The 13729-nt window shown below is 67.5% G+C and carries 13 protein-coding genes; 1 reads left to right on the forward strand and 12 read right to left on the reverse strand.

What is annotated here, in order from left to right; translation table 11 throughout:
• Nucleotides 1-34 precede the first annotated feature (34 nt).
• The 8 genes from HNP02_RS01250 to HNP02_RS01285 form a co-directional block, all read right to left on the reverse strand.
• A complete protein-coding gene (locus HNP02_RS01250) occupies nucleotides 35-448 on the reverse strand; it encodes a hypothetical protein (protein WP_184433361.1) in 414 nt (137 codons plus the stop codon).
• Nucleotides 445-1029 (reverse strand): MspA family porin, encoded by a 585-nt coding sequence (locus tag HNP02_RS01255; protein WP_184434903.1) that lies wholly within the window; start codon nucleotides 1027-1029, stop codon nucleotides 445-447. Before HNP02_RS01255 ends, HNP02_RS01250 begins: the two co-directional genes overlap by 4 nt.
• 134 nt (nucleotides 1030-1163) lie before the next feature.
• Nucleotides 1164-1400, reverse strand: a complete 237-nt coding sequence (gene secG / locus HNP02_RS01260; RefSeq protein ID WP_184433364.1) for a preprotein translocase subunit SecG — start codon at nucleotides 1398-1400, stop codon at nucleotides 1164-1166.
• Nucleotides 1401-1430: 30 nt separating this feature from the next.
• Nucleotides 1431-2216, reverse strand: a complete 786-nt coding sequence (tpiA, locus tag HNP02_RS01265) for a triose-phosphate isomerase (RefSeq protein ID WP_184433365.1) — start codon at nucleotides 2214-2216, stop codon at nucleotides 1431-1433.
• A 33-nt stretch (nucleotides 2217-2249) separates the two neighbouring features.
• Entirely contained in the window at nucleotides 2250-3479 is a 1230-nt protein-coding gene (locus HNP02_RS01270; protein WP_184433369.1) for a phosphoglycerate kinase, read from the reverse strand.
• Nucleotides 3480-3481: 2 nt separating this feature from the next.
• Complete coding sequence (gap, locus tag HNP02_RS01275; protein ID WP_184433385.1) at nucleotides 3482-4504, reverse strand: type I glyceraldehyde-3-phosphate dehydrogenase; 1023 nt, start codon at nucleotides 4502-4504, stop codon at nucleotides 3482-3484.
• A 94-nt stretch (nucleotides 4505-4598) separates the two neighbouring features.
• Nucleotides 4599-5309, reverse strand: a complete 711-nt coding sequence (locus tag HNP02_RS01280; protein WP_184433388.1) for an ABC transporter substrate-binding protein — start codon at nucleotides 5307-5309, stop codon at nucleotides 4599-4601.
• A gap of 9 nt (nucleotides 5310-5318) precedes the next feature.
• Nucleotides 5319-6728: a DUF222 domain-containing protein gene (locus HNP02_RS01285; protein ID WP_184433391.1), complete on the reverse strand. Its 1410-nt coding sequence runs from the start codon at nucleotides 6726-6728 to the stop codon at nucleotides 5319-5321.
• 166 nt (nucleotides 6729-6894) lie between these two features.
• On the opposite strand from HNP02_RS01285, the gene HNP02_RS01290 reads away from it, so the two are divergent.
• Nucleotides 6895-8730, forward strand: coding sequence for a triacylglycerol lipase (locus HNP02_RS01290; protein WP_255506091.1), 1836 nt, complete (start codon nucleotides 6895-6897; stop codon nucleotides 8728-8730).
• Nucleotides 8731-8738: 8 nt separating this feature from the next.
• On the opposite strand, the gene whiA is transcribed toward HNP02_RS01290, so the two are convergent.
• Genes whiA through uvrC form a run of 4 tightly spaced genes read right to left on the reverse strand, consistent with a single transcriptional unit; the run spans nucleotide 8739 to nucleotide 13680 of the window.
• Nucleotides 8739-9716 (reverse strand): DNA-binding protein WhiA, encoded by a 978-nt coding sequence (whiA, locus tag HNP02_RS01295; RefSeq protein WP_149371503.1) that lies wholly within the window; start codon nucleotides 9714-9716, stop codon nucleotides 8739-8741.
• Between the two features lie 13 nt (nucleotides 9717-9729).
• Complete coding sequence (yvcK, locus tag HNP02_RS01300) at nucleotides 9730-10731, reverse strand: uridine diphosphate-N-acetylglucosamine-binding protein YvcK (protein WP_184433394.1); 1002 nt, start codon at nucleotides 10729-10731, stop codon at nucleotides 9730-9732.
• Nucleotides 10728-11645 carry an RNase adapter RapZ gene (rapZ, locus tag HNP02_RS01305; RefSeq protein WP_184433397.1) on the reverse strand — a complete coding sequence of 306 codons (918 nt, stop codon included), beginning with the start codon at nucleotides 11643-11645 and terminating at the stop codon, nucleotides 10728-10730. Before rapZ ends, yvcK begins: the two co-directional genes overlap by 4 nt.
• A 46-nt stretch (nucleotides 11646-11691) precedes the next feature.
• Nucleotides 11692-13680 carry an excinuclease ABC subunit UvrC gene (gene uvrC, locus HNP02_RS01310; protein WP_184433400.1) on the reverse strand — a complete coding sequence of 663 codons (1989 nt, stop codon included), beginning with the start codon at nucleotides 13678-13680 and terminating at the stop codon, nucleotides 11692-11694.
• Nucleotides 13681-13729 lie beyond the last annotated feature (49 nt).

The following is a 13729-nucleotide window of genomic DNA, read 5'->3' on the forward strand; positions in this document are numbered from 1 at the left end:
CGCCCCTGGAATACCGCGCATGGTGAGGTTCCGCTCACGGAGCCGGTGCCACGATCGTGGTGGGGGCCGTTCCGATGGACGGCGCACCCACGGGGACGATCGGTTTGGCCGGGGTGGACGTGCTCGTCGACTCGGAATGCACCGCAGGCGGAGCCTTCTGCCCGTCTGGCATGACGATCGGCGTGGCCGTGGCGCCCCCGCTGCCGCCGTCGTCGGAGCCCGAGATCGAGTTCTGTGGCGGCGGCCAGTCCACGGCCGTCGGGGGCCAGCTGTCGCTGCTGCCCGAACCCGACGAGTCGCCGGGAGGCGGACAACCGGCGCCTGCCCCGAAGTCACCGGCGACGGTGCAATCGGCGGCGGCGACGCCTGTCGGCAGCACGGCGACCCACCCCGCGACCAACACGGCCGCGAAGACAGCCCTTCGAGCGGATATCCGGGACGGGCTCACAGCGAGAGGATGTCCCCGTAGGCGTTGACACTGTCATCGGACCTGTCGGTGTCGATCATCGCCGTGGCGAAGAACCGGACCGACACCGCGCCACCACAGGCATCGACCTTGACGTGCGCATCGTGGACGACGATCTCGCCGGTTCGGCCCTTGAGCGCCTTCTTGCCGAGACCTACGTTCGTGATCGTCCCTGGAAGGAGGTTGATCGACACGTTGCCGCCAAGGTCCGCGTAGGGGCCGATGTCGCTCAGTGCGTCACCAGCCCCGAGGCCGGGGTTGATCCCGATGTCTGCGTTTCCCCCGACGCTCCCACCCTCACTGAGGTCGATCTGACAGCCCAGCTGCAGGCCGAAGACGAGGGTGCCCGAGTTCACCGCGACCGCACCGTTGCCGTCGATGGTCGCGGCGGCCTTTCCCGTGACGAACCCCTCCCTGGTGAAGGCAGTGGCGGCCATGTTCGGCACGGAGTTGATGGTCATTCTGGTGAGCGCAGCACTCAGGTGCCAGCCATCGTCGGTGTCCGCGGATTGGGTCACGTCCGCGACGGGCAGCGGATCCGCTGCGGCAACGCCAGCACTCACACAGAGAAGTGCGGCGGAAAAGCCGCCGACACGCAGAAGTCCCAGCAGGTTCGCGGCCACGGCGCCGATGTTAAGGGGCGCTGCTGAGTGATTCCTGACCGTGAGCTGGGCCAGGCGAGCGGGGCTGACGGGTGCTAGGCGCCGTACTTGATCTGCAGCGCGACGCCGATGATCGAGACGACCCAGATACCGGTGACGAAGTACGTCAACCTGTCCAGGTTCTTCTCGACGACGGTCGAGCCCGAGAGGCTGGACTGAACGCCACCGCCGAACAGAGTGGACAGACCGCCACCCTTGGCACGGTGCAGCAACACCAGCAACACCACCAAGACACTGGTGACGATCAGAGTGATCTGCAGCGCGAAAACCATGAGCGCCAGAATACCGGGCGGCGCGCCGGTTTACGGAATCGGCCCGCCTGCGGCGATGGCGGACAGGATCGCGAATTGCTCCCCGTCCAGCGATGCCCCGCCGACCAGGGCGCCATCGACGTCGTCCTGCGCGACGATCTCGCCGACGTTCTTGGCGTTGACCGATCCGCCGTAGAGCACCCGTACGCCTGCAGCAATGGCCGGAGTGGACAGCTCGGCGAGTTCCTTGCGGATCGCTGCACACACCTCCTGCGCGTCGGCGGCGCTGGCGACCCGGCCGGTGCCGATCGCCCACACTGGCTCGTAGGCGATGACGATGGTGGTGAGCTGTTCTGCGGTCAGCCCGGCCAGTGAGCCCCTGAGCTGATCGGTGCAGTGCGCGACGTGGTTGCCTGCCTCGCGGATCTCCAGACCCTCGCCGATGCAGACGATCGGGGTCAGGCCGTGCTTGAACGCCGCGGCGGCCTTGGCGGCCACCAGCGCATCGTCCTCGGCGTGGTAGGTCCTGCGCTCGGAGTGCCCGACGACCGCGAACGTGCAGCCGAGCTTGGCAAGGAACGCACCGCTGATGTCGCCGGTGTAGGCGCCGGAGTCGTGCGGAGACAGATCCTGCGCCCCATAGGTGAGCTTGAGCTTGTCGCCGTCGACCAGCGTCTGCACGCTGCGCAGATCGGTGAACGGCGGGATGACGGTGACGTCGACCTTGGCGAAGTACTTCTCCGGCAACGAGAACGCGATCTTCTGCACTAGGGCGATGGCCTCGTAGTGATTGAGGTTCATCTTCCAGTTGCCGGCGATCAGCGGCTTACGGGACACGGGTCTCCTCGGTTCTTCTGGACTGCGGGGCGATCAGGACTGCTCGAGCACGGCTTCGAGAACTTCCAAGCCCGGCAGCGTCTTGCCCTCAAGGTATTCCAGCGAAGCCCCGCCGCCGGTCGAAATGTGTGAGAAGCCGTCCTCGGGCAGTCCGAGCTGGCGCACCGCAGCTGCGGAATCGCCACCGCCGACGACGCTGAAGGCGCCCTTGGCGGTCGCCCCGATGATCGCCTCGGCGACACCCTTGGTGCCCGCCGCGAACGCCGGGAACTCGAATACGCCCATGGGGCCGTTCCAGAACACGGTCTTCGCGTTCGAGAGCAGCGCGGCGAACCGCTTGACCGACTCCGGGCCGACGTCCAGGCCCATCTTGTCCTCGGGAATCTTGTCCGCCGCCACGGTCTCGGGCGGCGAGTCCGCGGCGAACTCCGCCGTGACGACGATGTCCACCGGTAGGTGGATGACATCGCCGTAGTCCTCGAGAAGCTTCTTGCAGGTGTCGATCATCTCCGGCTGACAAAGCGAGGTGCCCACCGAAAGTCCTTGCGCGGCAAGGAAGGTGTAGCACATACCGCCGCCGATGACGATGCTGTCGGCCTTGGTGGCGAGGTTCTCGATGACCGCAAGCTTGTCGGACACCTTGGACCCGCCGAGTACCACGGCGTAGGGCCGCTTGGTCGAGCTGGTGAGCTGCTCGAGCACCTTCACTTCGGTGGCCACCAGGGTGCCCGCGTAGTGCGGCAGCAGCGTGGCGACGTCATACACCGACGCCTGCTTGCGGTGCACCACCCCGAAACCGTCCGAGACGAACGCACCGTCGTCACCGACGAGCTCGACCAGTTGTTTGGCCAGCGCCAGCCGTTCGGCGTCGTCCTTGCTGGTCTCCCGCGGGTCGAAGCGGATGTTCTCCAGCAGCAGCACGTCACCGTCGGTGAGTCCCTCGGCGCGGGCCAGCGCGTCCGTGCCGACCACGTCACCAGCCAGCTGGACGTGCCTGCCGACTTGCTCGCCGAGGGCGGCCGCGACGGGCGCCAGCGAGTACTTCGGCTCCGGCCCACCCTTTGGCCTGCCGAGGTGGGCGGTGACGACGACCTTGGCCCCGGCGTCGGCCAGCGCCTTCAGCGTGGGTGCCGAGGCGATGATCCGGCCGGGATCGGTGATGTTGCCGTCTTCGTCCAGTGGGACGTTGAGGTCGGAGCGCACCAGCACTCCCCGACCCTCGACGCCAGCTGCGAGCAGGTCCTCGAGTGTCGAAACCGCCACGGTCAGAGCGACTTACCGACCAGCGCGACCAGATCGACGAGGCGGTTGGAGTAGCCCCACTCGTTGTCGTACCACGACACGACCTTGGCCTGGTTGTCGATCACCTTGGTCAGGCCGGAGTCGAAGATCGAGCTGTGCGGATCGGTGACGATGTCGCTCGACACGATCGGCGCGTCGTAGTACTTGAGGATGCCCTTGAGCGTGCCCTCGGCGGCCGCCTTGAACGCGGCGTTGATCTCGTCGGCGGTGCCGGACTTGGCCAGCTCCACGGTCAGGTCGGTGCACGATCCCGTGGGGATCGGCACCCGCAGCGCGTAGCCGTCCAGCTTGCCCTTGAGCTCGGGCAGCACCAGGCCGATGGCCTTGGCGGCACCGGTCGAGGTGGGCACGATGTTCAGCGCGGCCGCGCGAGCGCGGCGCAGGTCGCTGTGCGGGCCGTCCTGCAGATTCTGGTCCTGCGTGTAGGCGTGGATGGTCGTCATCAGGCCCTTGACGATGCCGAACTCGTCGTTGAGGACCTTGGCCAGCGGGCCGAGGCAGTTCGTGGTGCACGACGCGTTGGAGATGATGTTCTGGCTGCCGTCGTACTTGTCGTCGTTGACGCCGATGACGATGGTGATGTCCGGATCGGTGGCAGGCGCGGAGATGATGACCTTCTTGGCGCCCGCGTCCAGGTGGCCCTTGGCCTTGGCGGCGTTGGTGAAGATGCCGGTGGACTCGACGACCACGTCGACGCCCAGATCGCCCCACGGCAATTCCGACGGACCGGCCTTGACCTCGAGCGCCTTGATCTTGGTGGAGCCGACGACGATGGTGTCGTCGCCCTCCAGGCTGACGTCGTAGGGCAGCCTGCCGAGGATCGAGTCGAATTTCAGCAGGTGCGCCAGCGTGGCGTTGTCCGTGAGGTCGTTGACCGCCACGATCTCGATGTCGGTGTTGTTGCCGAGCGCCTTCTGGGCGTCCAGCGCCCTGAAGAAGTTGCGCCCGATTCGGCCGAAGCCGTTAACGCCTACCCGAACCGTCACGATCGTCACTCCCTGTTCTGTTGCGAACTACCCGGTCTACTGAGAATTGCCCGCAACCAGCCTAGTGGTGCGGCGACCGCTGCGCGACGGCCGGTCAGTGCGCGGCCAGGCTCTGGTCGATGTAGGGGTTGCCGAGCCACCTGCGCCGGATTCCCTGCAGCGTGCCGTCGTCCTCGAGTTCGGCTTGCGCGGCCGCGATTCGCTGCAGCGTCGCGTGGTCATCGAGGGCCACCGCGATCGCGATGTCCTCCCTGGAGATATTCCGTTGCACCACCTCGACACCGGCGAAGGGCGTGACGAGTTCGGTGAGCACCGGTGCCAGCTTCATGAATGCATCGCAGCCGCCGGTGGTCAGGTCTGTCAGCGCGGTGCGGATGCTGTCGTAGTCGTAGACCCGGACCGCCTTTGCCTTGCCCTCGGCCACCAGGTGTTCGGCGATGGGTTGGCTGGTGTTGCCCTGCTGGACACCGATGGTCAGCCCGGCCAGGTCGTCGATCGACCTCACTCTCGGCCATCGCTCGGTATCGATGGCGAGCGACTGGCCGGAGATCAGATAGGGCGGCGCGAAGGCGGCCTTGTGCTGCCGCTCCGGCGTCACCGTGGTTCCGGCGATGACGCAGTCGTATAGGCCTGCGGCGAGTTCGTCGAAGATGCCGTTGAAGTCGGAGCCGTCGTAGGCGACGAGCTCGACCGTCCTCCCCATCGCCACGGCGATCGCGTGGATGACGTCGATGTCGAGGCCGCCGTCACCGACGCCGTTGAACGGCGGGTCGGGGTACGCAACGCCCACTCGCAAGGTCGCCACGTGCCCAACCTAGGCCTCTTCGCCGTCTCCAACGTCGTCGTCGAGAAGTTCGTGGTCGTGGTGGATGTGGTTGATCTCGGGTGGGTCGTCGCCGATGGTCCAGGCGAGTCGGCCCTCGGGGGTGACGGTGGTGCTGGCGTGCCCGTCGCTGAGGAGTTTGTGGTCGGGCGGGCAGGCGAAGTGCAGCGTGTCGGCGTCGGTGGCGCCGTCGGGATACCAGTCCGGGGTGTGGTGCACTTCGCAGTCATAACCACCCGCGGTGCAGTCAGGCCGGGTGCAGCCCTTGTCGCGGGCGTGGCAGACGATGCGTTGGTCGGCGGTGGCGATGCGGGTGCTGCGCCCCAGATAGATCGGCCGCTCGGAATGCCCATCGAACACCGTCAGGTAGTGAAAGCCGTTGCCGGCCATCCGGATCAGATCCCGCATGGGCAGCGACGACCCACCACCGGTGCGCGCCGGCGCGGGCATCGGCACGTCCGGATCGGCCATCGCGCGGGCGGCCTGCTCCATCTGATCCACCGTCACGGTCGCGATGACAGTGACCGGGACGCCGCGATGAGCACCCAGGTTTCCCGATTCTGTGGCCGTGCGCAGGCCCCACACGACCGCGTCGTGCAGGCGCTGCGGACGGGTGCGCGTGTCGGTGACCGCGTCGACCACGGTCTGTTCGGCACCGGGCAGGTGGTGGCCGGGCCGCACCGCGGCCTGCACTGCTTCGACATAGGCCCGGCCTTCTGGGGTGATCCAGCCCGACAGTCGACTCAACCCGTCCGGGCCCTGCCGGTCCAACGTCATCGAGCGGCGGTTCATCCGGTCACGGTCATCGAACAGCCCGTCCGGGTTCAGGGTGTCGGCCAGGCGGCGCCCGACCGTCGCGACGAACGCCGCATCCTGCTTACGGGCGTGGCGCACCAGGGTGCGTTCGGCGCGGTCCTTGTGCTGGGCGGCCGCGGCGGGCAGCGCGTCGATCGCATCGCACACCTCCTTGATGTGGCCCTCACCCACCGCGCCCGCCTCGACCGCGTCGGCGAGCGCCGGAAGTTCTGGTGGCAGCGGTGTCCCGGTCAGGGAGCGGCGCGCAGTGATGCGGGCCGCGACCTTGAACCGGCGCCCGACTTCGGCGGGCACGATGCGCAACCGGCGGGCCAGCACGTCGCGCAGTTTCACCCCCGGACGTGTGACGGGTCGGTCCTCGCCGTCGGGTGGGTCGGCCAGCTCGGCGAACATCCGGTAGGACAAGCCGCCGGTGACCCGCAGCTGGGTCTCCAGCCTGTCGGTCATCTCGACGCGAAAGGCGTTGCCCACCATGTCGGTTGACGTCTCCCGCAGCCGAGTCAAGGCCGCGTCGATCACGTCGAGGTCAGCGCCAACTCGGGCGCGGGCCACCTCGGCGGCGAGGAACGGACGATCAACGGACACACCTGCACGCTAATCGCACATACGTTCGAACAACAGGCACCAAAGCCCAACCTGTGGATGAAAACGCGACTGTGGATAACTGCGGCGTCGGCGCACCAAATCGGCGAAAACGCAGACCCCTCGACCGATCGAGCCGATATGGTCCGGCTGAAGTGGGAGGCCCCAATTGTCCAACAGTCCCGTGTGCCCGTTCGCGAGCCGCACATCGGCGTTGCAGGTGTGGCTGAGGCTCACACTCGCCGCCTTCTTGCTGGCCGTCTACACCGTCATCGCGATGGCCGGTGGCGTTGCCCGTGCCGACGACGATCCGTCCGCTTCTGGTGGCGAGTCCGGTACGACGGGTGCGACTTCCCAACAGTCAGGCCCGCAGAAATCGGGCTCGGGTAGCTCCGGAACGAATGCGACGTCACACCCGGCGCCACCCGCCGATGTGGAGAAACCGGCGAAAGTTGACCCAGCCAAGCCCGATGAATCCGATCCGCCTAGCACCGGCGACACGTCGATCACGACCCCGAAGACCAAGACCCCGAAGCCCACGGCAACCACCGAACCCACTACCGCCGCGACGGCGACTGACACGACACACGCCGACACGATCAGCCCACCGCAGAACACCCCGGTCGGCACCACGGCCTCCGAGACCCCGCCGACACCCGAGACCCCACCGCTCGTGGTCCCCGAAGAAGGCTCAGCCACAACCGATTCGCCCGGAGTCGACGCCGAGCCGGCAAAGACCCTGCCTACCAACGTCTCACACGACTCGAGGCGGCCCAGCCAGCCGGCCAGTGTGGCCGCGCCAGCCAGCGCCGAGCCACGGCCGACCGCGACCGTCGAATCCAACGTGCGCAGCCTCAGGCCCCAGGTCGAACCCGACCCTGCCAGCGCCGTCGCAGCAGCCATCGCGCCGCCCGATCCTGCTCCGGTCAATCCGATTTCGTTCAATCCGCCACAGCTCGTCCAGCAGCTCACCGGGTTGGTCGCGGACGCCGGAACGATCATGGTGTCGGTCGTGCACACCGCCGCAACCGCCGTGGCGCAAGCCTTCGGACCCGACAGCTTCCTAGGCGTGCCCTACATGCTGGCCACCACGGTGGCCAACGTCGCGGCGGCCGTCGGCCGGTCGATCATCGGGGCGCCGATGTTCGAACCCACCACGGGCCAGTTCACCGTCAACTACGGCATTCTCGATGGACTGGCGTTCTTCAATCCGACCAAGCCGCCCGCCGGTGCCAATGACGACGACATCAGCGTGACCGCGGGACATCCACTACCGATCATCCTGCTCAACGGCACCCTAGCCACCCAGGGCACCAACTGGTCCGTCGGAGCACCGGTCCTGGCCAATGCGGGATACAAGGTCTACACGTTCAACTACGGCAACACCACGGGGAACCCGAACTTCCCGATCCAGGCCGTCGGCGACATCAACGACCAGTCCAGCGTGGAGCTCGCCGCCGAGGTGCAGAGAGTGCTCGACGAAACGGGTGCCCCGAAGGTCATCCTGGTCGGGCACTCTCAAGGCGGCGGGATCCTGGCCGTCAACTACATCAACAACATGGGCGGTGCGGACAAGGTGTCGCAGCTCATCGGGATTTCTCCGAGTAATCACGGTACCGACGTCGATGGCCTTGGCGGGCTACTGTCGCTGCCGATCCTGGGGTCGTTGTTCGCCGGTATCGCCAATGTGCTCGGGCCTGCCCTCTACCAACAGGCGCTGGGTTCGCCCTTCCAGCAAGAGGTCTATGGCAACGGCGATACCCGCCCAGGTGTCCTGTACACCACGATCGCGTCCGTCAACGACGAGGTCGTCACCCCCTACACGCAGCAGGCCCTCAACGGTCCGAACGTCACGAACATCGTGCTTCAGGACCTCTACCCGGGACTGGTCCTCGGCCACGCGAACATCTTCTTGAGTCCACAGGTGTGGTCGACGGTGCTCGACGCGCTGGCGAGCAACCCGGCAGCCAATCCGCTACAGGCTCACAGCACCGTCGCGGCCTGACGAACGAACTAGGCGTCCTCGAGCAGGTCCGGCGTGACCGCCGACTCGGTATCGGGGATCCCGTCCTGCTTGGCCTTGCGGTCAGCCATCGACAGGAGACGCCGAATACGGCCTGCCACGGCGTCTTTCGTCATCGGTGGCTCGGCGAGGCGGCCCAACTCCTCCAGGGATGCCTGCCGGTGCTCGACCCGCAGCCGGCCCGCCGCGGAGAGGTGATCGGGCACCGTGTCGCCGAGGATGAACAGCGCGCGCTCAACCCTGGCCGCCGCGGCCACCGCCGCCCTCGCCGAACGGCGCAGGTTCGCGTCGTCGAAGTTGGCCAGCCGGTTGGCGGTGGCCCGAACCTCGCGGCGCATCCGCCGCTCTTCCCACGTCAACCGGGTGTCCTGCGCGCCCATCCTGGTCAGCAGTGCGCCGATGGCCTCGCCGTCGCGCACCACCACACGGTCGCTCCCCCGCACCTCGCGAGCCTTGGCGCTGACACCCAGCCGCCGCGCAGCGCCGACGAGCGCGAGCGCCGCCTCCGGGCCAGGGCAACTGACCTCGAGCGCCGACGATCGACCGGGCTCGGTCAACGAGCCGTGGGCCAAAAACGCTCCCCGCCAAGCTGCTTCGGCATCGCCGACGCTGCCGCCGACCACTTGCGCTGGCAATCCGCGCACCGGGCGACCGCGCAGATCGAGCAGCCCGGTCTGCCGCGCGAGCGACTCGCCGTCCTGCGCGACGCGCACCAGGTACCGGGTGCTCTTGCGGATGCCGCTTGCCGACAACACGTGCACGACGGCGTTGTAGCCGTAGAGGTCGTGGATGTCCTTGCGCAACCGCCGCGCGATGATGCCGAGATCGACCTCTGCCTCGACCACGACGCGGCCCGCCACGATGTGCAGACCGCCTGCGAAGCGCAGCAAGGACGCCACCTCAGCACGACGCGCACTCACCGAGTTGATCACCAACCGGCTCAGCTCGTCCTTGACCTCGGCTGTCATAGCCACGAAAACGTCACCTCTCGTCGACCGACCTCACGGCGGCGGTGGGAACCGTCGGCGGCACGGGTGCGCTGCCACGTAGGCGTACGCGCTCCAAGGCAGCCGCCAATCTCGCCGGGTCATGTAATGGTGTACCAGGTCGAGACACGTCAGCAAACTCGACTTCGGCATTGAGGATCGCCGCAGTGCGCCTGAGCTGTTCACGTTCGCGCTCGCCAGGCGCCCCCGCCGCATCGACGACGATGTCGTGCACGGTGAATCCGGGTGCGTGCTGGGCCAAGACGTGGATGTGGCGTTCGGCGGAGAACCCTGCGGTCTCGCCAGGCTCGCCCACCAGATTCAGCACCAGTGCGCGCCGAGCCTGCGTCGCCTGCAACGCCTCCGCCAGCTGCGGAACCAGGACGTGAGGTATCACACTGGTGAACCACGACCCTGGTCCGAGCACCACCAGATCGGCCGCCATGATCGCGTCGATGGCCTGCCGCGTGGCAGGCGGGTTGCTCGGCAGCAGCCGCACCCGCCGCACCTTGCCCACCGTGGTGGCGAGTGCGACCTGGCCGCGGATGACGCGGCTCATGCGCGGATCGGATTCCAGACCACCGACGTCGGCCTCGATCTGAAGCGCGATCGGACACATCGGCAGCACCCGGCCCTTGAGGTCAAGGATCCGGCCCAACTCGTCGAGCGCTGCGACGGGATCGGCGAGTACCTCGTTGAGTCCGGCGAGCAACAGGTTGCCGATCGGGTGGCCGGCAAGTGCCCCGCTGCCACCGAACCGGTGCTGGATGATGGTCCCCCACATCTGACCGTGCGGACTGTCAGAGGCCAACGCCGCCAACGCCATTCGCAGATCGCCCGGTGGGACCACGTCGAGCTCGTTGCGCAGCCGGCCAGAAGAGCCACCGTCGTCGGAGACCGTCACCACGGCCGTCACGTGTGGGGTGAGCCGCCGCGCAGCGGACAGCGTCGCGTACAGCCCGTGGCCGCCGCCGAGCGCAACGATGCGGGCGCTCATTCGCGCCCCAGATCCCGGTGCAGCACGCGCACCGTCAACTGATCTCCACCCTCGAGAAGCCCGGCCAGCGCCTCGGCCATGGCCACACTGCGATGCTTGCCGCCCGTGCAGCCGATCGCGACGGTCATGTAACGCTTTCCCTCCCGGCGGTAACCGTCGATGACGACGTCCAGCAGCCGATGGTAGGTGTCGAGGAACTCCTGCGCGCCCGGTTGGCCCAGGACGTAGTCGCGCACCGCGGGGTGCTGGCCCGTGTGGAGCCGCAGTTCGTCGACCCAGTGCGGGTTGGGCAGGAACCGTACGTCCATCACGGTGTCGGCGTCCATCGGCAGCCCGTACTTGTAGCCGAACGACTCGACGGTGACGCTGGTGTCCGCGACGGTCTCGCCACCGAAGGCCCGTTCGATGCTCGCCCGCAACGCGGGTACCGACAGTGCCGACGTGTCGATCACCAGATCGGCGGTCGCGCGCACCGCCGCCAGCAGCTGCCGTTCGGCGCTAATGCCTTCGGCGAGAGTCTGATTGCCCTGCAGCGGATGGCTGCGCCGGTTCTGCTCGTAGCGGCGCACCAAGATCTCGTCGGAGGCCTCGAGGAAGAGCACCCGTGGCGTGATCCCGCGGGTGGCCAGTTCGTTGCGCACCCACTCCAGGTCGCCGGTGAATCCGCGCGATCGGACGTCCATCACCACGGCCAACTGCGTGATTCGGGAACCAGCGGCCAACCCCAGCTCGACCATCCGGGCGATCAGCTCGGGCGGTAAGTTGTCCGCGACGTACCAGCCGATGTCCTCGAGCACCTTGGCGGCCGTCCCGCGACCCGCACCGGACAGCCCGGTGACCAGGACGACGTCGATGCCTCCTGCGGTGTCATCCGCCACTGGGTCTTCTACGCCGTCCCGCAATTCCTCGGTCATTCGCGATCCGCCTCCGGCTTCTCGCTGTGTGTCATCCCCGACCCCGTCATCCCGATGCTGTGCTCCGATCATGGTCGATGATCGGTTCGGGCGCGCCCGATTCGGCTGGCACACCCAGCGCCTCCAGTACTGCCTTCGCCGTGGCCACGCCGATCCCCGGCACCGAGGTGATCTCCTCGACGCTGGCCTGTTTCAGCCGGGCCAGCGAGCCGAAGTGGGTGACCAGCGCCTTACGACGGTGCTCCCCCAGACCGCGCACCGAGTCGAGCGCCGACGCCGTCATCCGCTTCGACCGCTTGCTGCGGTGGTAGGTGATCGCGAATCGGTGCGCTTCGTCGCGTACCCGCTGCAACAGGTAGAGGCCTTCGCTGTTGCGCGGCAGAATTATGGGATCGGGTGCGTCTCCTTTTTGCGATGGTACCCACACCTCCTCCAGCCGCTTGGCCAGCCCGATCACCGCGACGTCGGTCACGCCGAGTTCGTCGAGCACCGCCGCCGCGGCGTTGACCTGCGGGGCGCCGCCGTCGACCACGAACAGGTTCGGCGGGTACGCGAACTTGCGCGATCGGCCCTCGGCGACGAGCGGGCGGTCCGCGTCGGCGACGTGCCGCAAGAACCGCCTGCGCGTCACCTCGGCGATGGACGCGACGTCGTCGGAACGGCCGCCGCCCGCGGCCTCGCGAATGGCGTAGTGCCGGTAGTCCGACTTGCGGGGCAACCCGTCCTCGAACACCACCAGAGAGGCCACCACGTCGGTACCCTGGACGTGGCTGATGTCGACGCACTCGATGCGCAGCGGCGCTGCCAAAAGACCCAGGGACTCCTGAATGCTCTGCAGTGCAGCCGATCTCGCGTTGAAGTCACCGGCACGCTTGAGCTTGTGTTGAGCCAGCGCATCCTGGGCGTTGCGGCGCACCGTCTCACCGAGCGCCCGCTTGTCGCCGCGATGCGGTATCCGCAACTGAACCCGCGATCCACGCAAGCCGGACAGCCAGATCTCAAGCTCCTCCGCGTTGCTCGGCAGCACCGGGACGAGCACCTGTCGCGGCACCGGATTGGTCGCCTCGTCGCCCGTTCCACCGAGCTCGGCCTGGTCGCCGTAGAACTGCGTGAGGAACTGTTCGACGAGCAGCTCCTGGCCGGATTCACCTGGCTCACCTGGCTTGTCGACGACCCAGCCACGCTGGCCGCGGACCCGTCCGCCGCGCACGTGGAACACCTGCACGGCCGCTTCGAGGTCGTCGTCGGCGAACGCCACCACGTCGGCGTCGGTGCCGTCGCCGAACACCACGGTCTGCTTCTCCAGCGCGCGCTTGAGCGCACCGATGTTGTCCCGCAACCGGGCGGCCCGCTCGAAGTCGAGCACCTCGGCCGCGGCGTTCATCTGCTTTTCCATCTCCCGGACCAGCCGGTCGGTCTTGCCAGCCAGGAAGTCGCAGAAGTCCTCCACGATCACCCTGTGCTCCTCGGCGCTGACCCGGCCGACGCACGGGGCCGAGCACTTGTCGATGTAGCCGAGCAGGCAGGGACGGCCAATCTGGTTGTGCCGCTTGAACACCCCTGCTGAGCAGGTCCGCGCCGGGAAGACTCTGGTCAGCAGGTCGAGGGTCTCGCGGATGGCCCAGGCATGCGAGTACGGACCGAAGTAGCGCACCCCCTTGCGGCGTGGCCCGCGATAGACGAAGAGCCGGGGATACTCCTCGTTGAGCGTCACCGCAAGAACCGGGTACGACTTGTCGTCGCGGTAGCGGATGTTGAACCGCGGGTCGAACTCCTTGATCCAGTTGTACTCGAGCTGCAGCGCCTCGACTTCGGTGCTGACCACCGTCCACTCGACGCTGCTCGCGGTCGTCACCATCTGGCGCGTGCGCGGAGCCAGCCCGTAGACGTCGGCGAAGTAGGAGTTCAGCCTGCTGCGCAGGCTCTTGGCCTTGCCGACGTAGATGACCCTGCCGTGCGGATCCCTGAACCGGTACACGCCGGGCTGCACGGGGATGGATCCCGGAGCCGGTCGGTACGTCGCTGGATCGGGCACGGGTCCCAGGTTAGTACCGCGGTCCGACCCGATTCGACGAGCGCGCTCG

It is taken from the genome of Mycobacterium sp. AZCC_0083 (assembly GCF_014202335.1).
GTDB lineage: Bacteria > Actinomycetota > Actinomycetes > Mycobacteriales > Mycobacteriaceae > Mycobacterium.

Bases quoted from the DNA above. Each gene is read 5' to 3' on its own strand.
- secG (WP_184433364.1), bottom strand. From the start codon at position 1,400: ATGGTTTTCGCGCTGCAGATCACTCTGATCGTCACCAGTGTCTTGGTG.
- whiA (WP_149371503.1), bottom strand. From the start codon at position 9,716: ATGACAGCCGAGGTCAAGGACGAGCTGAGCCGGTTGGTGATCAACTCG.
- yvcK (WP_184433394.1), bottom strand. From the start codon at position 10,731: ATGAGCGCCCGCATCGTTGCGCTCGGCGGCGGCCACGGGCTGTACGCG.
- rapZ (WP_184433397.1), bottom strand. From the start codon at position 11,645: ATGACCGAGGAATTGCGGGACGGCGTAGAAGACCCAGTGGCGGATGAC.